General features: G+C 59.6%; 23 protein-coding genes. 12 read left to right on the plus strand and 11 right to left on the minus strand.

Annotation, left to right across the window (positions count from 1 at the left end; all coding sequences use genetic code 11):
- The first annotated feature begins 63 nt into the window (after positions 1 to 63).
- From KGA98_RS04340 to KGA98_RS04350, 3 genes are all read left to right on the plus strand, one after another.
- Positions 64 to 993, plus strand: a complete 930-nt coding sequence (locus KGA98_RS04340; protein WP_223501469.1) for a hydrogen peroxide-inducible genes activator — start codon at positions 64 to 66, stop codon at positions 991 to 993.
- A 9-nt stretch (positions 994 to 1,002) separates the two neighbouring features.
- Entirely contained in the window at positions 1,003 to 3,078 is a 2,076-nt protein-coding gene (recG, locus tag KGA98_RS04345; protein ID WP_150812723.1) for an ATP-dependent DNA helicase RecG, read from the plus strand.
- A gap of 78 nt (positions 3,079 to 3,156) precedes the next feature.
- The gene (locus tag KGA98_RS04350; RefSeq protein ID WP_223501473.1) at positions 3,157 to 4,560 is read left to right on the plus strand and encodes an aminoacyl-tRNA deacylase and HDOD domain-containing protein; all 1,404 of its coding nucleotides are present in this window, start codon (positions 3,157 to 3,159) and stop codon (positions 4,558 to 4,560) included.
- Between the two features lie 141 nt (positions 4,561 to 4,701).
- On the opposite strand, the gene KGA98_RS04355 is transcribed toward KGA98_RS04350, so the two are convergent.
- Positions 4,702 to 5,073, minus strand: a complete 372-nt coding sequence (locus KGA98_RS04355) for a hypothetical protein (RefSeq protein ID WP_057395891.1) — start codon at positions 5,071 to 5,073, stop codon at positions 4,702 to 4,704.
- A 565-nt stretch (positions 5,074 to 5,638) separates the two neighbouring features.
- Here KGA98_RS04355 and KGA98_RS04360 point away from each other — a divergent pair.
- The 4 genes from KGA98_RS04360 to KGA98_RS04375 all read left to right on the plus strand — a co-directional run bounded on the left by KGA98_RS04360 (position 5,639) and on the right by KGA98_RS04375 (position 9,004).
- Complete coding sequence (locus KGA98_RS04360) at positions 5,639 to 6,034, plus strand: DUF6124 family protein (RefSeq protein WP_223501475.1); 396 nt, start codon at positions 5,639 to 5,641, stop codon at positions 6,032 to 6,034.
- Between the two features lie 296 nt (positions 6,035 to 6,330).
- Positions 6,331 to 7,680 (plus strand): DUF6861 domain-containing protein, encoded by a 1,350-nt coding sequence (locus KGA98_RS04365; protein ID WP_223501483.1) that lies wholly within the window; start codon positions 6,331 to 6,333, stop codon positions 7,678 to 7,680.
- Positions 7,681 to 7,694: 14 nt separating this feature from the next.
- The gene (locus tag KGA98_RS04370) at positions 7,695 to 8,312 is read left to right on the plus strand and encodes a GAD-like domain-containing protein (RefSeq protein WP_223501487.1); all 618 of its coding nucleotides are present in this window, start codon (positions 7,695 to 7,697) and stop codon (positions 8,310 to 8,312) included.
- Positions 8,313 to 8,386: 74 nt separating this feature from the next.
- Positions 8,387 to 9,004, plus strand: a complete 618-nt coding sequence (locus KGA98_RS04375; RefSeq protein WP_223501491.1) for a GAD-like domain-containing protein — start codon at positions 8,387 to 8,389, stop codon at positions 9,002 to 9,004.
- A gap of 121 nt (positions 9,005 to 9,125) precedes the next feature.
- Here KGA98_RS04375 and KGA98_RS04380 read toward each other — a convergent pair whose 3' ends face one another.
- From KGA98_RS04380 to KGA98_RS04390, 3 genes are all read right to left on the minus strand, one after another.
- Entirely contained in the window at positions 9,126 to 9,401 is a 276-nt protein-coding gene (locus tag KGA98_RS04380; RefSeq protein WP_003195589.1) for an HU family DNA-binding protein, read from the minus strand.
- A 194-nt stretch (positions 9,402 to 9,595) separates the two neighbouring features.
- Complete coding sequence (locus tag KGA98_RS04385; protein WP_223501498.1) at positions 9,596 to 10,744, minus strand: NAD(P)/FAD-dependent oxidoreductase; 1,149 nt, start codon at positions 10,742 to 10,744, stop codon at positions 9,596 to 9,598.
- 18 nt (positions 10,745 to 10,762) lie between these two features.
- Complete coding sequence (locus KGA98_RS04390) at positions 10,763 to 10,933, minus strand: rubredoxin (protein ID WP_007995385.1); 171 nt, start codon at positions 10,931 to 10,933, stop codon at positions 10,763 to 10,765.
- Between the two features lie 199 nt (positions 10,934 to 11,132).
- Between KGA98_RS04390 and KGA98_RS04395 the strand changes: the two genes are divergently transcribed.
- Complete coding sequence (locus KGA98_RS04395) at positions 11,133 to 11,696, plus strand: chorismate--pyruvate lyase family protein (protein ID WP_223501500.1); 564 nt, start codon at positions 11,133 to 11,135, stop codon at positions 11,694 to 11,696.
- The gene (gene ubiA, locus KGA98_RS04400) at positions 11,696 to 12,586 is read left to right on the plus strand and encodes a 4-hydroxybenzoate octaprenyltransferase (protein WP_057712729.1); all 891 of its coding nucleotides are present in this window, start codon (positions 11,696 to 11,698) and stop codon (positions 12,584 to 12,586) included. The genes KGA98_RS04395 and ubiA overlap by 1 nt, the downstream gene beginning before the upstream one ends.
- A gap of 121 nt (positions 12,587 to 12,707) precedes the next feature.
- Here ubiA and KGA98_RS04405 read toward each other — a convergent pair whose 3' ends face one another.
- Complete coding sequence (locus tag KGA98_RS04405; protein WP_090452175.1) at positions 12,708 to 13,094, minus strand: hypothetical protein; 387 nt, start codon at positions 13,092 to 13,094, stop codon at positions 12,708 to 12,710.
- Between the two features lie 153 nt (positions 13,095 to 13,247).
- On the opposite strand from KGA98_RS04405, the gene phoB reads away from it, so the two are divergent.
- From phoB to KGA98_RS04420, 3 genes are all read left to right on the plus strand, one after another.
- Positions 13,248 to 13,937 carry a phosphate regulon transcriptional regulator PhoB gene (gene phoB / locus KGA98_RS04410; RefSeq protein WP_003229608.1) on the plus strand — a complete coding sequence of 230 codons (690 nt, stop codon included), beginning with the start codon at positions 13,248 to 13,250 and terminating at the stop codon, positions 13,935 to 13,937.
- Between the two features lie 80 nt (positions 13,938 to 14,017).
- Positions 14,018 to 15,304 carry a phosphate regulon sensor histidine kinase PhoR gene (gene phoR / locus KGA98_RS04415; protein ID WP_259674430.1) on the plus strand — a complete coding sequence of 429 codons (1,287 nt, stop codon included), beginning with the start codon at positions 14,018 to 14,020 and terminating at the stop codon, positions 15,302 to 15,304.
- Positions 15,305 to 15,428: 124 nt separating this feature from the next.
- A complete protein-coding gene (locus KGA98_RS04420; protein ID WP_007975205.1) occupies positions 15,429 to 16,769 on the plus strand; it encodes a hemolysin family protein in 1,341 nt (446 codons plus the stop codon).
- A 67-nt stretch (positions 16,770 to 16,836) separates the two neighbouring features.
- On the opposite strand, the gene KGA98_RS04425 is transcribed toward KGA98_RS04420, so the two are convergent.
- The 6 genes from KGA98_RS04425 to KGA98_RS04450 form a co-directional block, all read right to left on the minus strand.
- Complete coding sequence (locus KGA98_RS04425; protein ID WP_223501502.1) at positions 16,837 to 17,733, minus strand: peptidoglycan DD-metalloendopeptidase family protein; 897 nt, start codon at positions 17,731 to 17,733, stop codon at positions 16,837 to 16,839.
- A gap of 208 nt (positions 17,734 to 17,941) precedes the next feature.
- Positions 17,942 to 18,844 carry a response regulator gene (locus KGA98_RS04430; RefSeq protein ID WP_090452179.1) on the minus strand — a complete coding sequence of 301 codons (903 nt, stop codon included), beginning with the start codon at positions 18,842 to 18,844 and terminating at the stop codon, positions 17,942 to 17,944.
- A gap of 168 nt (positions 18,845 to 19,012) precedes the next feature.
- A complete protein-coding gene (phoU, locus tag KGA98_RS04435) occupies positions 19,013 to 19,774 on the minus strand; it encodes a phosphate signaling complex protein PhoU (RefSeq protein WP_057712724.1) in 762 nt (253 codons plus the stop codon).
- A 121-nt stretch (positions 19,775 to 19,895) separates the two neighbouring features.
- Positions 19,896 to 20,729: a phosphate ABC transporter ATP-binding protein PstB gene (gene pstB, locus KGA98_RS04440; RefSeq protein WP_007971742.1), complete on the minus strand. Its 834-nt coding sequence runs from the start codon at positions 20,727 to 20,729 to the stop codon at positions 19,896 to 19,898.
- A gap of 165 nt (positions 20,730 to 20,894) precedes the next feature.
- The gene (pstA, locus tag KGA98_RS04445; RefSeq protein WP_223501505.1) at positions 20,895 to 22,565 is read right to left on the minus strand and encodes a phosphate ABC transporter permease PstA; all 1,671 of its coding nucleotides are present in this window, start codon (positions 22,563 to 22,565) and stop codon (positions 20,895 to 20,897) included.
- Between the two features lie 15 nt (positions 22,566 to 22,580).
- Positions 22,581 to 24,614 carry an ABC transporter permease subunit gene (locus tag KGA98_RS04450; protein WP_223501728.1) on the minus strand — a complete coding sequence of 678 codons (2,034 nt, stop codon included), beginning with the start codon at positions 24,612 to 24,614 and terminating at the stop codon, positions 22,581 to 22,583.
- Positions 24,615 to 24,702 lie beyond the last annotated feature (88 nt).

Raw genomic sequence — 24,702 nt, forward strand, 5'->3', positions numbered from 1 at the left:
TGATAACGTGCGTCTATCGATTGCAGCCGGTATGCTTGGCCCGCAACTACATGGACGCTTGCTATGACCCTCACAGAATTACGCTACATCGTTACCCTCGCCCAAGAGCAGCACTTCGGCCACGCGGCCGAGCGTTGCCACGTCAGCCAGCCGACCCTGTCGGTGGGTGTGAAAAAGCTTGAAGACGAACTCGGTGTGCTGATTTTCGAGCGCAGCAAAAGCGCCGTGCGCCTGACGCCGGTCGGCGAAGGCATCGTGGCCCAGGCCCAAAAGGTATTGGAACAAGCCCAAGGCATCCGCGAACTGGCCCAGGCCGGCAAGAACCAGCTGACCGCCCCACTCAAAGTCGGCGCGATCTACACCGTCGGGCCGTACCTGTTTCCGCATCTGATTCCACAACTGCACCGGGTCGCCCCGCAGATGCCGTTGTACATCGAAGAAAACTTCACCCACGTGCTGCGCGACAAACTGCGCAACGGCGAGCTCGACGCGATCATCATCGCCCTGCCGTTCAATGAAGCCGACGTGCTGACCCTGCAGCTCTACGACGAGCCGTTCTACGTGCTGATGCCGGCGCAGCACCCGTGGACACAAAAGGAATCCATCGACGCCAGCCTGCTCAACGACAAGAGCCTGCTGCTGCTCGGCGAAGGCCACTGCTTCCGCGATCAGGTATTGGAAGCCTGCCCGGCCCTGACCAAAGGCAACGACGGCGCCAAGCACACCACGGTGGAATCCAGCTCCCTGGAAACCATTCGCCACATGGTCGCCTCGGGTCTCGGGATTTCGATCCTGCCGTTGTCGGCGGTCGACAGCCATCACTACGCCCCCGGCGTGATCGAGGTGCGTCCGTTGTCGGCACCCGTACCGTTCCGCACCGTGGCCATTGCCTGGCGCGCCAGCTTCCCGCGCCCGAAAGCGATTGAAATCCTCGCCGACTCCATTCGCCTGTGCTCGGTGGCCAAGCCAGCGGCGCAAGTCGCTGCGGGCTAAGCAACGGTCATGAGCGAGTTGTCGCAAGTGTCGGTGACGGCACTCAAGGGTGTCGGTGAAGCCATGGCCGAGAAACTGGCCAAGGTCGGCCTGGAAAACCTCCAGGACGTGTTGTTTCACCTGCCCCTGCGTTATCAGGACCGCACTCGCGTGGTGCCGATCGGCGCACTGCGGCCCGGTCAGGATGCGGTCATCGAAGGCACTGTCAGCGGTGCCGATGTGGTCATGGGGCGTCGGCGCAGCCTGGTGGTCCGGTTGCAGGATGGCACCGGCGGACTCAGCCTGCGCTTCTACCATTTCAGCAACGCGCAAAAGGAAGGTCTCAAACGCGGCACGCGGATTCGCTGCTACGGCGAAGCGCGGCCCGGTGCTTCGGGGCTGGAGATCTACCACCCGGAATACCGCGCCATCACCGGCGACGAACCGCCGCCAGTGGATGAAACCCTGACCCCGGTCTACCCGCTCACCGAAGGCCTGACCCAACAGCGCTTGCGCCAGTTGTGCATGCAGACCCTCACCCTGCTCGGCCCCAGCAGCCTGCCCGACTGGCTGCCGAGCGAACTGGCCCGCGACTACCAACTGGCGCCGCTGGCCGATGCGATCCGCTACCTGCACAACCCGCCCGCCGATGCCGACGTCGATGAACTGGCCCTCGGTCACCACTGGGCACAGCACCGTCTGGCTTTCGAAGAACTGCTGACCCATCAACTGTCGCAACAGCGCCTTCGTGAAAGCATGCGCGCCCTGCGTGCGCCCGCGATGCCCAAAGCTACCAAGCTGCCAGCCAAATACCTGGCCAACCTCGGCTTCAGCCCGACCGGTGCCCAGCAGCGGGTCGGCAACGAAATCGCCTATGACCTCAGCCAGCACGAACCGATGCTGCGGCTGATCCAGGGCGATGTCGGCGCCGGCAAAACCGTGGTCGCCGCCCTTGCCGCACTGCAAGCGCTGGAGGCCGGTTATCAGGTCGCGCTGATGGCGCCCACCGAGATTCTCGCCGAGCAGCACTTCATCACCTTCAAGCGCTGGCTCGAGCCGCTGGGCATTGAAGTCGCGTGGCTGGCCGGCAAGCTCAAGGGCAAGAACCGCGTCGCCGCGCTGGAGCAAATCGCCAGCGGCACGCCGATGGTGGTCGGCACCCACGCGCTGTTCCAGGACGAAGTGCAATTCAAGAACCTGGCACTGGTGATCATCGACGAACAGCACCGTTTCGGCGTACAGCAACGTCTGGCCCTGCGGCAGAAAGGCGTCGGCGGGCGCATGTGCCCGCATCAGCTGATCATGACCGCTACGCCGATTCCGCGCACGCTGGCCATGAGTGCCTACGCCGACCTCGACACCTCGATCCTCGACGAACTGCCCCCCGGCCGAACCCCGGTCAACACCGTGCTGATCACCGACACCCGGCGGGTCGAAGTCATTGAGCGAGTACGCAGCGCTTGCGCCGAAGGGCGTCAGGCCTATTGGGTGTGCACGCTGATCGAAGAGTCGGAAGAGCTGACCTGCCAGGCCGCCGAAACCACTTTTGAGGACCTCACCGCCGCCCTCGGCGAACTGAAGGTCGGGCTGATCCACGGCCGCATGAAGCCTGCGGAAAAAGCCGCGGTGATGGCCGAATTCAAGGCCGGCAACCTGCAATTGCTGGTCGCGACCACGGTGATCGAAGTCGGCGTGGACGTGCCCAACGCCAGCCTGATGATCATCGAGAACCCTGAACGCCTGGGCCTGGCGCAATTGCACCAGTTGCGCGGCCGCGTCGGCCGGGGCAGTGCCGTCAGCCATTGCGTGCTGCTCTACCATCCGCCGCTGTCGCAGATCGGCCGCCAGCGCCTGGGCATCATGCGTGAAACCAACGATGGTTTCGTCATCGCCGAAAAGGATCTGGAACTGCGCGGCCCCGGCGAAATGCTCGGCACCCGGCAGACAGGTTTACTTCAATTCAAGGTCGCCGACCTGATGCGCGATGCCGATTTGCTGCCTGCCGTGCGGGATGCCGCCCAGGCATTGCTCGAGCGCTGGCCGACCCACGTCAGCCCGCTACTCGATCGATGGCTGCGTCATGGCCAACAATACGGCCAAGTGTGACAACCGTCACGGTTTCTGAGGCGTGGCCCCAAGCAAGCTGGTTATACTCCTGCAATTGTTTAAGTCCGGATACAGACCATGACCGACGTTGCCTTCGCACCCGACACCCCGCACGCTCCGTCGGTTATTCGGCTGATGCTGGGCAAGTTGGGCATTGCCTACGAAGAAGTGCTGGACCGTCACGGTCTCAATGCCGCGCGCAAAGTGCAGGCTGTTCTCCTGGATGACAGCATTGGCGTATTGATGGTGCTGTTCCCGCAGAGCCAATTGCTGGACCTCAATCGCCTGACCGAACTCACCGGTCGCCGCCTCGCCGCCGTACCCACCGAACGCCTGACAAAAATGCTCGGCAAGCACAATCTCGGCTTGCTGCCGGGCTTGCCGGCGCTGACCAGTTCACCGTGCCTGTATGACGAAAGCCTGCTGCGCGAGCCGAAGTTGCTGATCAACTCCGGTGAGCCGGGCGTGCTGCTGGAAATCACCAGCGAAGACTTCAAGGCGACCATGCTGACCAAGGCCAGCGCCGCCAACTTCGGCGAAAACCTGACAAGCATCCGTCCCAACCTCGACCGCCCCGATGACGACCGCGAGGAAATCACCCAGGCCGTCCAGGCGTTCACCGCACGGCGTATCCAGCAGCGTCTGGAAGCGACCATCGAAATTCCGCCGCTGGCCGAAACCGCGCAAAAAATCATCAAGCTGCGCGTCGACCCCAACGCCACCATCGACGACATCACCGGCGTGGTCGAAACCGACCCGGCGCTGGCCGCACAAGTGGTGAGCTGGGCGGCATCGCCCTACTACGCGTCGCCGGGAAAGATCCGCTCCGTTGAAGACGCCATCGTGCGCGTGCTGGGCTTCGACCTGGTGATCAACCTGGCGCTGGGCCTGGCCCTGGGCAAAACCCTGAGCCTGCCCAAGGACCACCCGCAACACTCCACCCCGTACTGGCAGCAATCGATCTACACCGCCGCCGTCATCGAAGGCCTGACCCGCGCCATGCCGCGCGCCCAGCGTCCGGAAGCCGGCCTGACCTACCTCGCCGGCCTGCTGCACAACTTCGGCTACCTGCTGCTGGCCCATGTGTTCCCGCCGCACTTCTCGCTGATCTGCCGTCACCTGGAGGTCAACCCGCACCTGTGCCACAGCTACATCGAGCAACACCTGCTGGGCATCAGCCGCGAACAGATCGGCGCATGGCTGATGCGCCACTGGGACATGCCCGAAGAACTGTCCACAGCACTGCGCTTCCAGCACGACCCAGCCTACGACGGCGCCTACGCCGAGTACCCGAACCTGGTCTGCCTGGCCGTGCGCCTGCTGCGCAGCCGTAATATCGGCTCCGGCCCGGACGAAGACATCCCCGACGCCCTGCTCGAACGCCTCGGCCTGAGCCGCGAAAAAGCCAACGACGTGGTAAGCAAAGTGCTGGAAGCCGAGATGCTGCTGCGCGAATTGGCATCGCAATTCACTCAAGGCTGAAAAACATCGCGAGCAAGCTCGCTCCCACAAGGATCACCAAAACCTTGTAGGAGCGAGCTTGCTCGCGAAAGTCGTCAACGATGACGCGTGCATCCTGGATAAACGCGGAGGGGCTTGAGTTTCTCGCGAGCAGGCTCGCTCCTACACCTTCTTCGGCTTCAAATACTTCGTCAGCCCCTGGAACCAGATCACCAGCGCCGGGTTGCCCTTGATCTGAATCGACTTGTCCTGAATCCCCGTCATGAACGCCAGCTGCTTGTTCTTCGCCTGCATCGTGGCAAAGCCATACGCGGCGTCTTTAAAGGCAATCGCAAACGCAGGCTCGGCATGCACACCCGATTGACTGGTGATGCGCTGGTCCTTCACGCGGAAATGCCGCGCCACTTTCCCGTCCAGGGTCTGCAACTGAAACACCAGGTCCTTGTCACCCAACTGCTGCTGAAACGCCGGATTGGTCCGGCTGGCCTTACCCATCAACAAACCCAGCATCCACAGCAGAAAACGAAATTTCATGCGTAAGCCTCAGAAGAAAAATGAACGGCTGGGGCAGTTTAGCGACTTAAAACAAGAACGCCACCTTCCAGATGCGTTAGAAGAAGATAAGCCACATTTCCCGCATGATGACTGCCAAGTCACGATCTTATACGTCACACCGATCGCTCACGTGCTCATGCGTGGGAATGCATCCCGTGTCGCTCCTACACCTGTAGAAACACATTCCTGTAGGAGCTGCAGAAGGCTGCGATCTTTTGATCTTGCACCCCGCAGACTTCTCGGACATTTCCTTCCAAACGCCGGGTCATGCGTGAACTAGGCGATTCGGGTCGGCACCGATAACCTCTTTAAGCCACCGCAAAATCGGTGACTCGGACGTGCAAGTCCGGTTCAGGTGCACATCGTTGATGGCAATTCACCGAGCGTTTTCCTATGCTCGCGGATCGTTATGGCGGCTGTGCGTCGGAGACCTTCGGGTCTGCCGGGCACCTGGACCGGTCTTGCACACCAACGCACAGCTGCCACCTCTTTCGAAGTGCAAAGCGAAACGGTGCCAGCCTCTTAATTCCAGGAAGCGACATCCATGTTCAAACCAACACCCAACCCCCCTGATAACGAAGCCACATCCCCCTGCGAATCCCCCGATTCCAAAGTGACCAATGAAGCGGTCGAATGCACCTTCAACCACTACACCACCCAAGCCAAACAGAAACAACCGAAACGCAACGGCCAACTCTTCAGCGTCCGTCCTGACATCAACACTGAAGCACTGCTGGCCAACGCCTCAGAAGATCTGCTCTCCATCAGCGCCATCGCCGCCGACCTCGCGGATGATGTAGACGGCTCACGTCGCTCGGTTGTCCTTGCGATCAGTCGCATGGCTGACGGGGTGCATTTGCTAGTTGAGCAAGCACTGGAACATCTGGACGAACCGGAAATGGCAGCGATTATCACCCAGCAAAAAAGCAGAATCATCTGACTCGCAAAGCAGAAAAAACAAACCCGTTTGTTGTCACCAACAATCGGGGGTTTCTTTGACTGCGTATCACGTTGTTCGACATCAAATCACCAGCGCCACGGCTCCAGGCAAAAATCCAGGTGCCAGCTTGGATCGTTCCGCTTTGAGACATGCAACATTCTGAAATGCAGGAAGTTTCTGATCGCTGAAGGAGAGTCTTCCTACATCACCTCCTCCAATTTCTTGTTAGCGTATTTCGGTCATGGACACCGGAGTTACTAGTCCACTAACGGGCGAACTGTCAGGGAGACACTCGAATGTTTTTATGGCAAATCGTGCCCACGTGGCACGAAATAGAAAATCGTATAACCCATAAGATGGGATACCAAGGAGGCGCCTGCTTTCGCACGCATTTCAACGAACGTGCCCCCTCCCTTTCTCTCAACATCCGACGTATCAACAGTGTCAGCTACGCATTCAACCAAGCCGAGTGGGAAGCCGGCCGCCTATTGAGGCAACGGTTCTCTGACCTCGACATCTCCAGCATCCTCAACGAGTTGATCGAAGTCGTTACTCAAATGGCAATGATCGTCGCCGGCAGTGTGCTGACCGGAGGAGCAATTGGTGCGGGAGTAGGCGCATTCCTCGGAGGGGCAGGTGCCATTCCCATGGGTGCCGCTGGCGCCGCAATGGGATTGCAAGTCAGCACCTGGATATTAGGGATACTTGGTCTGACGTCCGTCGCTGAGTTTTTCGTCGAGGGTTTGCCGCGCATTGGCGAGTATTACCTGACGGGCATCAACATCGCGTGGAAAGGCCCACGTGGCGAGGAAGGGTTGAACCCGTTCAGCCGGGACGATCCTTTTGCCGAAGAAAGAGCAACCCATCACATCGCACTGGGGCATGTGGAGGTTGTCGTCCTGCTGCTGGGAGCCATCGTTGCTTACATTACGCGCGGTCGAGGTAATGTAAATGTCCTCGCCCAGGAAATGCGAGCAAGCCCCAAAGGGGCACGGCTGGGCGAATGGATGCTCAAGCATGAAGAGGCACTGAAAAAACGACCAGACCTGCAAACCGCAGAGCCGCGCAGAGGTGCACTTGGCCCGCAGGAGCCCGCGCCGCCAGCAAATCGCCCATCTGGAAAAGACAAGGACTCGCCTCGTGACAAACCGAACGCCATGCCGCTTCATAAAGTCGAATGCTTTAAAGCGGACAAGATGCCGGCGTCTAAAATCGGAGAGTTCGAGCGGCAGTTGAAGGGGCAAGAGGACGGGCTGAATCGGCTGACGGTTGATGAGTATCTGGAGAATATTGCTAATCCGGTGAAGCGTAGTCGGGCGGCTGCCAAGCGGGCTCGAAAAGATTTAACAACTACGTTGCAAAAGCGTTTTCAGCGGGAATACCAGAAAAACATGACTCCGCTTGAAGCAGAGGCTGAAGCTATCAAAAAAGCCAAGGAAACGATGTCAAACCTTGCAGGGTTGCATAATCCTGATTTGCGCGCTGGCGGCAAGGACATCATTGCGGACTTTGGTGATCGACAAGTGAATTCCAGTATCGGTCCTCAGTGGGCACCGAAAATCGCAAATTTGAAGGCTGCTGCTGAGAACGTGCCCCATTCAATGAGAGAGTCAACTTTTCTCAACGTAAAACTACATAAGTGCTAATAAGGAGACATCGCGTGGACCAAGTATTTGCCCGGTTTATAGAGAAATTTGGCGGACCTGTTGATCGGCAAGATGTCCCAGCATCAAGTATCGAGCACTATAGAGGCAAGCTACCCAACCAGTTGTTGGAATACTGGGCTGAACACGGCTGGTGCGGTTACGGTGACGGCATTTTTTGGATAGTCAATCCTCAGGAATACGATGGGGTAGTGGCGTCTTGGCTTGAAGATACGAAATATGAAGAGCGTGATGCTTACCACCTGATTGCTCGTAGCGCCTTCGGTGATTTGTACCTGTGGGGCGAAAAAACGGGTGCCTCTCTTAAAATAACCAGTGTTCTTTCTCGATGTGTTTTTGATGATTTCGAAATTACGATCGAAGAAATGGATAGGGAGTTGCAAGGCTTTCTTTTATCCACGGATGTGGACTCCAACGATTATGGCGACCTGTTCCAACCCGCGAAGAAAAAGCTCGGCACCTTGCGTCACGATGAGATGTACGGCTTTGTTCCAGCGCTGATGTTCGGCGGTCCGGACACCCTCGACCATCTAGAGAAGGTGAAAGCGGTGGAGCATCTGATCCTGCTGTCTCAGATCACCGAGCTTCAGCCCTATAGTTTTTCAGACCTTTAAGGCAGGTATCAGGAAGCAGATCTCAATGAAATCACCGATCAGTGATCTGATGCTTACAAAGAAGGAGGCATCGCGTGGACAAAGTATTTGCCAGGTTTATAGAGAAATTTGGCGGACCTGTTGACCGGCAGGAAGTCCCAGCATCAAGTATCGAACGCTATAGAGGCAAGCTACCCAATCAGTTATTGGAATACTGGGCCGAACACGGCTGGTGCGGTTACGGTGATGGGATTTTTTGGATAGTAAACCCTCAGGAATACGACAGGATGGTAGCGTCTTGGCTTGAGGGGACGAAGTTTGAAGCCATTGACACCTACCACCTGATTGCTCGCAGCGCCTTTGGCGATCTGTACTTTTGGGGGGAAGAAACGGGTGCTTCGCTAAAAATAATCAGTATCGTTTCTCGCTACATAACACACACATCCACACTTCCAAAAGAGCAAATGGATAAGAGACTTCATAACTTTTTATTGTCTACGGAGGTGGAGTACAACGATTTCGATGACCTATTCAAGCCCGCAAAGAAAAAACTCGGCACCCTGCGCCACGACGAGATGTACGGATTTGTTCCAGCGCTGATGTTCGGCGGTCCGGACACTATCGACCATCTAGAGAAGGTGAAGGCCGTGGAGCATCTGATCCTGCTGTCTCAGATCACCGAGCATCGGCCCTACAGTTTTTCAGACCTTTAAAGCAGATTTCAGGGGCAGATTTCAATGAAACCTGTAGACCCCACAAAAAATGGGCACCCAACCCTGGTTGGCGTGCCCATTTTTTATTCCACTCCCCCGCTACGCGGGAGGTGAAAACGGATTACGGATTAACGCTGTCTTTCAACGATTTCCCAGGCTTGAAAGCAACGGTGTTGCTGGCCTTGATTTTGACGGGTTCACCGGTTTGCGGGTTTTTGCCGGTGCGGGCACCGCGATGGCGTTGCAGGAAGGTGCCGAAGCCCACCAGCGTCACGCTGTCTTTGCGGTGCAGGGCACCGGTGATTTCTTCAAGAACGGCGTTGAGAACGCGGTTGGCTTGTTCTTTGGTGAGGTCTGCTTTTTCAGCAATGGCTGCAGCGAGGTCTGGTTTACGCATGTGAGTGAAGCCCCTTTGACGGTTTGTTGTTGTTATGTCCGTGCTGCTCTCTATGGAGCAGCGCCCAAAGCGCCGCAGGTGCTCTACTCTGCGGCAGACGGGAGTGAGGATGGCACGCAGTGAGGCCCCGCGCCAGTATCGGCGCGGCCATTGTTAGGGCAAAAGGGGGGTGATTCCGACAGAACGACCGGTATTTATGCCAACAGGGCCGGAAGCTCTTTGTTCAGGGCCAGTTTTTCCATCACGGCGGCACCGGTGAGGGCGTAACCGAGCAGCTTGCCCGCGGCATCGCGGCATAAAACCTTGATGTCGGCGCCCTGCCCTTCGACTGTCCAGATGCCCTCTGCGCCCCGTGGCGGCGGGGACACCACCAACGGGCAGACCGGGGTCTTGACGGTGATCGGCATCGGGCCATAGGTGACGGCGGTCGGGTTGCCGGACAGGGTTTGCGCCAGCGCTCGCGCACAGCTCATCAGGGGCATCACGTACAGCAGGTTCAGCCCGTCGACCTCGGCGCAGTCGCCCAGGGCGTAGATGTTGGCGTGGGAAGTCTTCAGGTGCCGGTCGACCATGATGCCGCGGTTGACCTGCAGACCGGCCGCAGCCGCCAGGTCGACGCGCGGTCGCAGGCCAATGGCCGAGACCACCACGTCGCACGGGATCACCTGGCCATCGGACAGGTGCGCTTCCAGGCCGTCAGCCACGCGCTGCAGGCGGTTGAGCACCGGCCCGAGGTGGAAGCGAGCGCCAAGGCTTTCGAGGCCTGCCTGCACCGCAGCGGCAGCCGCCGGGTGCAACAGGGTCGGCATGACTTGTTCGCACGGCGCAACCAGCTGCACTTCGTAGCCACCCAGGGTCAGGTCGTTGGCGAACTCGCAGCCGATCAGGCCGGCGCCGAGCAGCAGCACGCGGCGCTTGCCGGCTGCCGCCGCACGGAAGCGTGCGTAGTCTTCCAGGTCGTTGATCGGGAACACGCAGTCCGCCGCGTCGCCTTCAATGGGTACACGCACGGTTTCGGCGCCCCAGGCCAGGATCAGGTCGCGGTAGATCACCGCTTCTTCACCGATCCACAAGCGCTTGTGGCCCGGGTCGATGCCGCTGATGCGCGTGTGGGTGCGTATTTCAACCTTGAGCTGCTCGGCCATGGTGCCGGGTTCGGCCATGCTCAGGCCGTCGGCATCCTTGTTTTTGCCGAAGCCGGTGGAGAGCATCGGCTTGGAGTAGGAGCGCCCGTCATCGGCGGTAATCAGCAGCAGCGGGGTTTCGCTATCGAGTTTGCGAAACTCGCGGGCCACGTTGTAGCCAGCCAGGCCGGTGCCAATGATTACGACAGGTGCGTTCATTCCTTACTCCTCAATTATTCAGGCAGCGATTTCGATCATTTCAAAATCCATTTTGCCCACACCGCAGTCCGGGCACAGCCAGTCTGCCGGGACGTCTTCCCAACGGGTGCCCGGCGCAATGCCGTCATCCGGCCAACCGTCGGCTTCGTTGTAGATCAGGCCGCAGACGATACATTGCCACTTTTTCATCAGGTACTTCCTCAGGGTTCAGGCGTTTTGCCGGCCGGACGGTCGATGGTTGTAGCACTGCCGTCCAACTCAGCGCGTTTTGTACTGATCGGAGCCATCGGATGCAAGCCTGTTCGGCGCAACGGCAGGCCATTTCAATCGATATCGGCGGCTGACATGTTAAGCTCGCCGCCTCATTTGCTGCCAATAATGACTCATTGTGCATCACACAGAATCCCCCTCTCCAGCTCCTCTCTGGCTCTCGCGCAGCGAACTGGCGCCCCTCCCCGATGCCTCCACCCTCGACTGGCTGTTCGACGAAGGCTCGCTGACCAGACGCCTGATTCATTTGTCGAATGACGCCTTCAGCGTCTCGCCGATGTTCGAAGGCTGGCAGCCCCTGCGTGCCGACGAATGCGCAGCACTGGACCTGGCCGATGGCAGTGAGGGCTGGGTCCGCGAGGTGTATTTGCGTGGTCATGGCCAGGCGTGGGTGTTTGCGCGCAGCGTGGCGTCACGCAGTGCATTGCAAGGCGACGGCTTGCACATGGACGAACTGGGCAGCCGCTCGCTGGGCGAATTACTGTTTTGCGATCAGGCCTTCCAGCGCCGGGCCATCGAGGTTTGCCATTATCCGCAAGCGTGGCTGCCCACCGAGGTGCAATCGCCTGGACTGTGGGGCCGCCGCTCGCGCTTCGACCGCGGCGCCTTGAGCGTTTTGGTGGCCGAAATTTTCCTGCCTTCCCTGTGGGACGCCGCCTGCGCCCAATCGGAGAACCGTTGATGTACCAAAGCCTGCTCAAGTCCTTGAACCGCTTGAACCCTCGGGCCTGGGATTTCATTCAGCTGACCCGCATGGACAAGCCGATCGGCATTTACCTGCTGCTCTGGCCTACGCTGTGGGCGCTGTGGATTGCCGGCAAGGGTTCGCCCTCCCTGGCCAACATTGTGATTTTCGTCCTTGGCGTGGTGCTGACTCGCGCTGGCGGCTGCGTGATCAACGACTGGGCGGACCGCAAGGTCGATGGTCATGTGAAGCGTACCGAGCAGCGGCCGCTGGTGAGCGGCAAGATCAGCTCCAAAGAGGCACTGGTATTCTTCGCACTGCTGATGGGCGTGAGTTTCCTGCTGGTGCTGTGCACCAATGCCGCGACCATCTGGCTGTCGTTGGGCGGCCTGGCACTGGCGTTCAGTTACCCGTTCATGAAGCGCTACACCTATTACCCGCAAGTGGTGCTGGGCGCTGCATTTTCGTGGGGGATGCCGATGGCGTTCACCGCAGAAACCGGTGAACTGCCGGCTGTCGCGTGGCTGCTGTGGATCGCCAACCTGATGTGGACCGTGGGTTACGACACGTATTACGCGATGACCGACCGCGATGACGACCTGAAGATCGGCGTGAAATCCACGGCGATTCTGTTCGGCGACGCAGACCGGGCGATCATCCTGACCCTGCAAGGGCTGGCGCTGGGTTGCCTGTTGCTGGCGGGTTCGAAGTTCGACCTCGGTGGCTGGTTCCACCTTGGATTACTGGCGGCGGCGGGCTGCTTTGCCTGGGAGTTCTGGTACACCCGCGACAGGGACCGCATGCGTTGCTTCAAGGCGTTTTTACACAACCATTGGGCAGGGTTGGCGATTTTTGTGGGGATTGTTTTGGATTACGCGGTGCGTTGACGCCATATCGTGTGTAGGGGCGAGCCCGCTCGCGATGAATTTGAAAGCGACGCGGTTATCCAGACAGCCCGCATAATCGTTCACGCTCATCGCGAGCAAGCTCGCTCCTACATGAGATGTCTTACATCTTCGGCCCTTGGAGGACGTGCCAGACCTTGTTCTTCATGTCGCCCGTCTTGTCTCCGGGCTTCTTGTCGTCGTCGTAGTAGTACAGCGGCTTGCCGTCGTAGGCCCATTGCATCGTGCCATCGTCACGCTGGACGACTGTCCATTTACCTTCAGCCTTGGCACCCGCTTCAGCCTTGAGCGGCGGCCAGTGTTTTGCACACTCACCGGTGCATACCGACGTGCCGCCAGTGTCCTTGTCGAACGTGTACAAGGTCATGCCCTTATGGTCGACCATCATGCCGTCTTTCATCATCGCCGGCTCAGCCGCGAAGGCCATGGTCGGCAAGGAAAACGCCGCGACCAGTAGCAGAGCCTTGAAGGATTGCGAGATTTGCTTCATGGAAACCTTCCTTTTGTGGTTGTCAGGATTCGGACTTAAAGCTTAGCCCAGGATCCCGCCAATCGCCGACCGACTAAAATACTGTCACACGACTGCAATAATTCCGTTATCTAATGCGGCGCAAGACAGTTAAATGACAAGAGGATTAAGGGCATGGTTGGCAGGAGCATTCTGATCGTCGACGACGAAGCGCCTATTCGCGAAATGATCGCCGTTGCGTTGGAAATGGCCGGCTATGACTGCCTGGAGGCTGAAAACTCCCAGCAGGCCCACGCCATTATCGTCGACCGCAAACCGGACCTGATCCTGCTCGACTGGATGCTGCCCGGCACGTCCGGCATCGAGCTGGCCCGTCGTCTCAAGCGTGATGAATTGACCGGGGACATCCCGATCATCATGCTCACCGCCAAAGGTGAAGAGGACAACAAGATCCAGGGCCTGGAAGTCGGCGCCGACGACTACATCACCAAACCGTTTTCCCCCCGTGAGCTGGTAGCGCGCCTGAAGGCCGTGCTGCGCCGTGCCGGCCCGACCGATGGCGAGGCGCCAATCGAAGTCGGCGGCCTGCTGCTGGACCCGATCAGCCACCGCGTGACCATCGACGGCCGTCCTGCCGAGATGGGCCCGACCGAATACCGCCTGCTGCAATTTTTCATGACCCACCAGGAGCGCGCCTACACGCGTGGCCAGTTGCTGGATCAGGTCTGGGGCGGCAACGTCTACGTTGAAGAGCGTACCGTCGACGTGCACATTCGTCGCCTGCGCAAAGCCCTCGGCGATGCTTACGAAAATCTGGTACAAACCGTGCGCGGCACCGGTTACCGCTTTTCTACCAAAGCCTGACCCGGACCTCTACCGCCCGACAAGCTGACAAGGACGCGCGTCAAGTGAACCAAAACTGGCATGGCACCCTGATTCGCCACATGCTGCTGCTGGTCACCGCCTGCCTGGTGATCGGCCTGATTACCGGCTATTACGGCTGGAGCCTCGCCGCAGGCCTGGGTCTTTACCTGGCCTGGACCCTCAAGCAATTGCTGCGTCTGCACGAGTGGCTGCGCCTGCACAAACCCGATGAAGCACCACCCGACGGCTACGGCCTGTGGGGCGAGGTGTTCGACAGCATCTACCACCTGCAACGCCGCGACCAACGGGTACGCGGGCGCCTGCAAGCAGTGATCGACCGGGTTCAGGAATCCACCGCCGCGCTCAAGGATGCGGTGATCATGCTCGACACCGACGGCAATCTGGAATGGTGGAACCGCGCCGCCGAAACCCTGCTGGGCCTCAAGACGCCACAGGACAGCGGTCAACCGGTGACCAACCTGGTGCGCCATCCGCGCTTCAAGGAATACTTCGAGCAAGACAGCTACGCTGAGCCGCTGGAAATCCCTTCGCCAACCAACGACCGCGTGCGCATTCAGCTGTACATCACCCGTTACGGCAACAACGAACACTTGATGCTGGTGCGCGATGTGACGCGCATCCATCAGCTTGAGCAAATGCGCAAAGACTTCATCGCCAACGTTTCCCATGAACTGCGCACGCCGTTGACGGTGATCTGCGGTTACCTGGAAACCTTGCTCGATAACGTCGACGAGGTGAACCCGCGCTGGGGTCGTGCCTTGCAGCAGATGCAGCAACAAGGCGGACGCATGCAGACCCTGCTCAACGACCTGTTGTTGCTGGCCAAGCTGGAAGCCACCGATTATCCGTCGGACAACCAGCCGGTACCGATCGACGGCTTGCTGCAATCGATCAAGAGTGACGCGCAGCAGTTGTCCGGCCAGAAAAACCAGAAAATCACCCTGGAAGCCGACCCGACGATTCTGCTCAAGGGCAGCGAAGCGGAGTTGCGCAGCGCGTTTTCCAACCTGGTGTTCAACGCGGTGAAATACACCCCGGCCGAAGGCAATATCCGCATTCGCTGGTGGGGCGATGACCAAGGGGCGCACCTGAGCGTGCAGGATTCCGGGATCGGCATCGATGCCAAACACCTGCCGCGCCTGACCGAACGCTTCTATCGCGTCGACTCCAGCCGCAACTCCAACACCGGGGGCACCGGCCTGGGGCTGGCGATCGTCAAACACGTCTTGTTACGACATCGGGCACGCATGGAAATCAGCAGCGTGCCGGGCCACGGCAGTACCTTTACCTGCCACTTTGCCCCGGCCCAGGTCACCAAATCACGGGTTATCAGCACCGCTGACTGATACCGGCCAGCACGCGCCACTAGGCAACTGGCCGGTCAGCCGCTACATTGGCTGACTTGCGCCTGCCTTTCAGGCGCGGTTTTTTACTTCCCTCTCGAATATACGGAACCCGCAAAACTCCATCATGGACCCTTCCCCTGGCTTGACCCTCGCTACAATTTTCGCCGACTTCGGCATGATTCTTTTTGCTCTGATCCTGGTTTTGCTCAACGGATTTTTCGTTGCGGCGGAATTTGCCATGGTCAAATTGCGCTCGACCCGGGTCGAGGCCATCGCTGACAAAAACGGCTGGCGCGGGCACATCCTGCGCACCGTGCACAGTCAGCTCGATGCTTACCTGTCGGCTTGCCAATTGGGTATCACCCTCGCCTCCCTGGGCCTGGGCTGGGTCGGTGAACCCGCGTTTGCCCACATTCTTGAGCCGGTGTTGAGCGCAGTCGGCGTCGAGTCGGCCGAAGTGGTCAAAGGCATCTCGTTCTTCACCGCCTTCTTCATCATTTCGTACCTGCACATCGTGGTCGGCGAACTGGCCCCCAAATCCTGGGCCATCCGCAAACCCGAGTTGCTGTCGCTGTGGACCGCCGTGCCGCTGTACCTGTTCTATTGGGCCATGTACCCGGCCATCTACCTGCTCAACGCCAGCGCCAACACTATCCTGCGCATTGCGGGGCAAGGTGAACCCGGCCCGCATCACGAGCATCACTACAGCCGGGAAGAACTGAAACTGATCCTGCACTCCAGCCGTGGCCAGGACCCGAGCGACCAAGGCATGCGCGTGCTGGCCTCGGCAGTGGAAATGGGTGAACTGGAAGTGGTCGACTGGGCCAACTCCCGCGAAGACCTGGTGACCCTGGAGTTCAACGCACCACTCAAGCAGATCCTGGCGATGTTCCGTCGCCACAAGTTCAGCCGCTACCCGGTGTACGACAGCGAGCGCCAGGAGTTCGTCGGCCTGCTGCACATCAAGGATCTGCTACTGGAACTGGCGGCGCTGGACCACATTCCCGAGTCGTTCAACCTGGCCGAACTGACCCGCCCGCTGGAGCGCGTGTCGCGGCACATGCCGCTGTCGCAGTTGCTGGAGCAGTTCCGCAAGGGCGGCTCGCACTTCGCCGTGGTCGAAGAGGCCGACGGCAACATCATCGGCTACCTGACCATGGAAGACGTGCTGGAAGTGCTGGTCGGCGACATCCAGGACGAACACCGCAAGGCCGAACGCGGGATCCTCGCGTATCAGCCGGGCAAGCTGCTGGTGCGGGGCGATACGCCACTTTTCAAGGTTGAAAGGTTGCTGGGCATCGACCTCGACCACGTCGAAGCCGAAACCCTTGCCGGGCTGGTCTATGAGAGCCTCAAGCGCGTTCCGGAAGAGGAAGAAGTGCTGGAAGTCGAAGGCCTGCGGATCATCATCAAGAAGATGAAAGGGCCGAAGATCGTTCTGGCCAAGGTGTTGATGCTGGATTGATCTGCGGCTGAAGGGCATTTTGTGGCGAGGGGGCTTGCCCCCTCGCCACAGTTGATCACCGAAAACTTCACTTCCCGCCCAACGCAAAGTTGGGCAGCGCACCCACCGGCTGGTTGAACTGGTACGGAATCGAGACCAGCCCCAGCCCGGTATTGCGCTGCACCACGAAGTGCAAATGCGGCCCGGTGCTGTTGCCGGTGTTGCCGGACAACGCCAACGCACTGCCTACCGTTACCCGCTGACCTTCCCGAACGCAGACCGAACCTTTCTTCAGGTGCAGGTAAACACCCATGGTCCCGTCATCGTGCAGCACCCGCACGAAATTGCCGGAAGCGTCGGTGCCGCGCCCGCTCTGCCTGTTCTCGGTTTTCACCACCACCCCGCCTCGCGCGGCAATGATCGGCGTGCCCTCAGGCATTGCGATGTCTATGGCATATCGGCTCTTGGGCCCGAAGTGGCTGTAGGGGCCATTGGCGCCCTGACTGATCCGGAATGGTCCACCACGCCAGGGCAACGGGTACCGATAGCCCACCGTGGGCCCAGAGGGGTCGCCCAGGGAGTATTTGAACTTCGGGACGTATGCGAGGGACCTCCCGCCTTTAGTCGCCGTGAGCCGCGCCAGACGAACGCTGCTGCGTAGCGGTATCACCCGCCGAATCGTTCCGCCCGGCACGCCGCTGGCGTTCTTCACCCCGGCAAAACTCAATTCGACTTCTACCGGCGCATACAGGTCATTGCGCACGTACACGCTGTGCACGCCGTTCTTCTTCATGATGATGAGGCGCACCTGACGCTCAAGGTGCTCGACCATGCCATCGCGAAAAACGAACACATGGGCGCCCTTGCTGGGGCGGTCGCTGTAGGAAACCACGCCATAGGCGTCCTTGGACTTGTAGATGGTCATGGCCACGGCCGAGGTGGCGACCATGAACAAGCCACATAAAAACAGCAGGCGCGTGAACATGAGCAAGGATTCTGTCGAGTGAGATCTGGGATTGAGCCTAGCAGCTGCAATGGACCCGGGTAGTCGGCAGTTGTTTCAGAAAAGGTGTTCAGCAGATGTGCGGTAACAGTGATGGCCCCTTCGCGAGCAGGCTCGCTCCCACAAGAGAACGCATTACAAATGTGGAAGCGAGCCTGCTCGCGAAAGCGGACTGTCAGGCGACCTTATATCAAGCGCCAGGAATAAAGTGCTTCTGCGCCGTACCCCGTGCAATCAGGCGGGAGATGTAATCGAGCTTCTGCGCATCCTGGTCGACAAAACGGAAGGTCAGTTGCAGCCAGTCGCTGTCGGGCTTCGGTTCGTGGGCCACGACGGCGTGCAGGTAACCGTTGAGGCGGGCGATTTCGGCGTTGTCGCCCTGCTCAAGGTCCAGCACGGCGCTGTCGAGGATCTGCGGCAGGGTCTCGGTGCGTTTGACCACCAACAGGGCTTCCTTGAGGCTCAAGGCCTTGATCACACATTGCGCGATGCCGTTAGGCAAACGCAGTTGACCCTGGCCACGGCCACTGGTGGGTGCCGAGGAGGTCGCAGGCGTCTTGACCGGTGGACTGTTGAGCAAGCCTTTGGACGGTGCGGGTGCGACCGTTGGGGTCGCTACGGGTGCCTTGCCACCGGTCAAGGCGGCAAGGGAGTCGTTACCGAAGGCAGGGCTGGTTTTGGTTGCGGCTACGTTGATCAAGGCGTCGAGTTTGCCGACCTTGTGCAGCGCCTGCTTGACCTTGGTGATCAGTTGCTCGTTGGTGAACGGCTTGCTGACGTAACCGGAAACTCCGGCCTGGATCGCCTGGACAACGTTCTCCTTGTCGCCACGGCTGGTGACCATCACGAAGGGCATTGTTTTGAGGGTGTCTTGCTCGCGGCACCAGGTCAGCAGTTCCAGGCCGGACATTTCCGGCATTTCCCAGTCGCACAGGACCAGGTCGAAGGCTTCCTTGGCCAGCATGGCCTGGGCCTTTCTGCCGTTGATCGCGTCTTCAATCCGCATGCCCGGGAAATAGTTGCGCAGGCACTTCTTCACCAGGTCACGAATGAACGACGCGTCGTCCACGACCAACACATTGACCTTACTCATCCAAAACCCCTTTAAAAAATCCCGGCCAGCATACCGCCTTGCTGATGGCACATTGCCAAAAACCTTCAGTCACGCCGGACTTTTCGTTCGCGGGGTGCTGCTTTTCGAATTCGTGAAGCTCAAACAAAAACGCCCGGCCAAAAGGCCGGGCGCTTTACTTGGGCAACCTTACTTATCGTCAGTTTTGCCCGGAACATTAGCGCTTTCGCCGGTTGTTCCTTCGACTTCTTCCTTCATGCGCTTGAGACCCAGGTGCCGCACGTCGGTGCCGCGTACCAGGTAGATCACCAGCTCCGAAATATTGCGCGCGTGGTCGCCGATACGCTCCAGCGAACGCAGCACCCAGATAATGCTCAGAACCCGCGAAATGGAACGCGGATCTTCCATCATGTAGGTAGCCAGCTCACGCAGGGCCGTCTTGTATTCGCGGTCGATGATCTTGTCGTACTGCGCCACCGACAAGGCCAGTTCGGCGTCGAAACGGGCAAAGGCGTCCAGTGCATCGCGGACCATGTTGCGCACCTGGTCGCCGATGTGACGCACTTCGACGTAACCGCGCGGCGCTTCGCCTTCTTCGCACAGCTGGATGGCACGACGGGCGATCTTGGTCGCTTCGTCACCGATGCGCTCCAGGTCGATCACCGACTTGGAAATGCTGATGATCAGGCGCAGGTCGGACGCTGCCGGCTGACGACGGGCCAGAATGCGCAGGCATTCTTCGTCAATGTTGCGTTCCATCTGGTTGATCTGGTCGTCGATCTCGCGCACCTGCTGGGCCAGGCCGGAGTCGGCCTCGATCAGCGCGGTCACCGCGTCGTTGACTTGCTTTTCCACCAGCCCGCCCATGGCCAGGAGGTGGCTGCGCACCTCTTCAAGCTCGGCGTTGAATTGCGCGGAAATGTGGTGGGTAAGGCCTTCTTTACTAATCATCTTTTTCGCTCCGCGAAAGTTGCAAGCTTCAAGCTGCAAGCTTCAAGCAGTTATGTACAAGTCCTGGAATCGCACCGCTTCTTTCTTGCCGCTTGCAGCTTGTAGCTCGCGGCGGCCTCAACTAGCCATACCGACCAGTGATGTAGTCTTCGGTCTGCTTCTTCGCCGGGTTGGTGAACAGGGTATCGGTGTCGCCAAACTCGACCAGTTTGCCCATGTACATGAACGCGGTGTAGTCGGACACCCGCGCAGCTTGTTGCATGTTGTGGGTCACGATCACGATGGTGAACTTGGATTTCAGTTCGTAGATCAGCTCTTCGACTTTCAGCGTGGAGATCGGGTCGAGTGCCGAGCACGGTTCGTCGAGCAACAGTACTTCCGGTTCCACGGCAATGGTGCGGGCGATCACCAGACGTTGCTGCTGACCACCGGACAGGCCCAGTGCCGACTCGTGCAGACGGTCCTTGACCTCATCCCACAGTGCCGCGCCTTTCAACGCCCACTCGACGGCTTCGTCGAGGACGCGCTTCTTGTTGATACCCTGGATGCGCAGGCCGTAAACCACGTTTTCGTAGATGGTTTTCGGGAAAGGGTTCGGCTTCTGGAACACCATGCCGACGCGACGACGCAGCTCGGCCACGTCTTCGCCCTTGCGATAGATGTTGTTGCCGTACAGGTTGATCTCGCCTTCAACGCGGCAGCCGTCAACCAGGTCGTTCATGCGGTTGAAGGTACGCAGCAGCGTGGACTTGCCACAGCCGGACGGGCCGATGAAGGCGGTCACGCGCTGTTTCGGGATGTTCATGCTGACGTCGTACAGCGCTTGTTTTTCGCCGTAGAACAGGCTCAGGCCCGGCACTTCGATGGCTACGGTTTCCTGCTCGAGGTTCAGGCTCTGTTTGTCGCGACCCAGCGCCGACATGTTGATGCCGTGGGTATGTGCTTCGTGCTGCATGGGAGGCTCCCTGTGCTAACAAATTCGGTTCGGTTGCCACTGGCCAAGGCCCGCGGTTACACAATTCTTTCTGTAGGAGCGAGCCTGCTCGCGATGGTCGTTCAGACACAGAAAATGTGTCGGATGTACCTTCTTCGCGAGCAGGCTCGCTCCTACAGGGTGTTATCAGCTATCCAGCGCCTTGTACTTCTCGCGCAGGTGGTTACGGATGTACACCGCCGACAGGTTCAATGTCGCGATCACCAGCACCAACAGCAACGCCGTGGCGTACACCAGCGGTCGCGCGGCTTCGACGTTCGGGCTCTGGAAGCCGACGTCATAGATGTGGAAGCCCAGGTGCATGATCTTCTGGTCCAGGTGCAGGTACGGGTAGTTACCGTCCACCGGCAGCGACGGCGCCAGCTTCACCACACCCACCAGCATCAGCGGTGCCACTTCCCCCGCGGCGCGGGCCACGGCGAGGATCATGCCGGTCATCATCGCCGGGCTGGCCATCGGCAGCACGATCTTCCACAAGGTTTCAGCCTTGGTCGCGCCGAGGGCCAACGAGCCTTCACGCACGGTGCGAGGAATCCGCGCCAGGCCTTCTTCGGTAGCCACGATCACCACAGGCACCGCCAGCAGCGCCAGGGTCAGCGAGGCCCAGAGCAGACCCGGCGTACCGAAGGTCGGTGCCGGCAGTGCTTCCGGGAAGAACAGACGGTCGAGCGAGCCGCCCAGCACATAGACGAAGAAGCCCAGGCCGAACACGCCGTAAACGATCGCCGGAACACCCGCCAGGTTGTTCACCGCGATGCGGATGATTCGGGTCAGTGCGTTCTGCTTGGCGTATTCACGCAAGTAAACCGCTGCCAACACGCCGAACGGAGTCACGATCATCGCCATGATCAGGGTCATCATCACGGTGCCGAAAATCGCCGGGAAAATCCCGCCTTCGGTGTTTGCTTCACGCGGGTCGTCGGACAGGAACTCCCAGATCTTGCTGAAATAGAAACCGATCTTGGTGAAGGTGCTCATGGCGTTCGGCTGGTAGGCGTGAACCACTTTGCCCAGACTGATTTCGATTTCTTTGCCATTGGCGTCGCGGGCTGTCAAAGCGTCGCGGTTGAACTGTGCATGCAAGTCAGTCAGACGTGCTTCGATATCCTGATAGCGGGCGTTCAGCTCAGCGCGCTCGGATTCCATGTCCGCTTGTGCGGTTGCGTCGAGTTTACCTTCCAGCTCCAGCTTGCGGCCGTGCAGACGGATGCGCTCCAGACCTGCGTTGATCGCACCAATATCACTCTTTTCCAGTGACTTCAGTTGCGCAGCAAGCTTGTTCACGCGGTCGATCCGCGCTTGCAGCTCAGGCCATGCCGCTTCCCCCTCGGCGATAACCTTGCCGTCCTGTTTGACGTTAACGAGGTAGCCGTAAAAGTTGCCCCACTCGCGACGCTCGATGGCCATCAACTCGACCGGGGTGGTCTGGTTGGTCAGCCACTCGCCGACGACCCAGGTGAAGTCGTTGCCGTTCAGATCACGGTTGCCGACCTTGATCAGCTCGCGAGTCATGAATTCCGGGCCCTGATCAGGCACCGGCAGACCGGCACTTTTCAGACGGGCGCGCGGCACTTCTTCTTTCTGCACCACCTCACCGACGACCAGATGCTGGCCCTGGCCCGGCACGTCATAGCTGGCGTGGATCAGATCCGCCGGCCAGAAGTGACCCAGGCCACGCACGGCAATCACTGCCAGCAGGCCAATGGTCATGATGACCGCGATGGACACCGCGCCACCGCTGATCCAGACGCCGGGGGCGCCGCTCTTGAACCATCCTTTCAGGGAGTTCTGTTTCACAGACTTCTACCTTTCTTAAAGCGACGAGTATTTCTTGCGCAGACGCTGACGAATCAGTTCTGCGAGGGTGTTCATGACGAAGGTGAACAACAGCAGCACCAGCGCCGAGAGGAACAGCACGCGGTAGTGGCTGCCGCCGACTTCCGATTCGGGCATTTCCACTGCAACGTTGGCCGCCAGGGTGCGCAGGCCTTCGAACAGGTTCATTTCCATGACCGGGGTGTTACCGGTGGCCATCAACACGATCATGGTTTCACCGACCGCACGGCCCATGCCGATCATCAGCGCCGAGAAGATGCCCGGGCTCGCGGTGAGGATCACCACGCGAGTCATGGTCTGCCACGGTGTGGCACCGAGGGCCAGGGAGCCCAGGGTCAGACCGCGAGGCACGCTGAACACGGCGTCTTCGGCGATGGAGTAGATGTTCGGGATGACCGCGAAGCCCATGGCCAGGCCCACTACCAGGGCGTTGCGCTGGTCGTAGGTGATGCCCAGGTCGTGGGAGATCCACATGCGCATGTCGCCACCGAAGAACCAGTTCTCCATGAACGGGCTCATGTACAGCGACAGCCAGCCCACGAACAGGATCACCGGAATCAGCAGCGCACTTTCCCAGCCATCCGGGACTTTCAGGCGGATCGACTCAGGCAGGCGGCTGAAGGTGAAACCGGCGACCAGGATGCCGATCGGCAGCAACATCAGCAGGCTGAAGATGCCCGGCAAATGCCCTTCAACATAGGGCGCGAGGAACAGGCCGGCGAAGAAACCGAGGATCACCGTCGGCATCGCTTCCATCAGCTCGATCACCGGCTTGACCTTGCGGCGCATGCCGGGAGCCATGAAGTACGCGGTGTAGATCGCAGCGGCAACGGCCAGTGGAGCGGCCAGCAGCATGGCGTAGAACGCGGCTTTCAGGGTACCGAAGGTCAGCGGTGACAGGCTCAGTTTGGGTTCGAAGTCGGTGTTGGCGGCGGTCGATTGCCAGACGTATTTAGGCTCGTCGTAGTTCTCGTACCAGACCTTGCTCCACAGCGCGCTCCACGAGACTTCCGGGTGCGGGTTGTCGAGCAGCAGCGGGTGCAACTTGCCACCGGCTTCCACGATCACGCGGTTGGCGCGCGGCGACAGACCGAAAACGCCTTGGCCTTCTGCGACCGGCTCCACCAGCAAGGTGCGGTGGGCAGTGCTGTGGAACACGCCAAGCTTGCCGGAAGCGTCGAGGGCGACGAAGCCCTTGCGGCGCTCTTCAGCTGTGATTTCAACGATAGGCGTGGTGCCCATCTGGAAGGTGCGGATCTGCTTCAGGCGTTGCTCGCCATCGGGGTCGCGGGCCATGAACCACTGGGCCAGGCCACCTTTGGAGTCACCGATGATCAGCGAGATGCCGCCCACCAGTTGGGTGCTGGCGGTGACTTGAGCCTCACCGTCTTCAAGCAGTTTGTAGCGACCGTTGAGGCTCTTGTCGCGCAGGCTGAACACGTCGGCCTGGGCACGCCCGTTGACCACGTAAAGCCACTGCTGACGCGGGTCGACGAAAATATTCTTCACCGGCTCGGTCATTTGCGGCAGTTCGATGCGTTTCTGCTCGTTGGTGACTTCGCCGGTCATCATGTTCTCTTCGCTGGTCAGCGACAGAACATTGAGTTGCGAACCGGTGGAGCCGACCAGCATCAGGGTCGAATCATTGGCGTTGAGGCTGACGTGTTCCAGCACACCGCCGGCTTCGTTGACCGCGATTGGCGTTTCGCCGTACGGGTACTCGACGGCCGGGGTGATGGTTTTCTTGCCTTCCGGGTAGCTGACTTTATAGGTGTGACGGAACACCAGGGCCTGACCGTTGGACAGACCTACGGCCACCAGCGGGTGACCTGGCTGGTCTTCACCGATGGAGGTCACGGTGGTGCCGGCCGGGATCGACAGATCGACGCGCTTCAATTCAGCGCCACTGTCGATATCGAAGAACAACGCCTGGCCCTTGTCGGAAACGCGCATGGCCACCTGATTCTGCTCTTCGAGCGAGATCATCAGTGGCTTGCCAGCGTCCTGCATCCAGGCCGGGGTAATGGACTCTTTCGCGGTCAGGTCGGCACCCTGGAACAGCGGCGCAACAACATAGGCGAGGAAGAAGAAGATCAGG

The organism is Pseudomonas sp. BF-R-24 (assembly GCF_019947335.1).
In the GTDB taxonomy this organism is placed as follows: domain Bacteria; phylum Pseudomonadota; class Gammaproteobacteria; order Pseudomonadales; family Pseudomonadaceae; genus Aquipseudomonas; species Aquipseudomonas jessenii.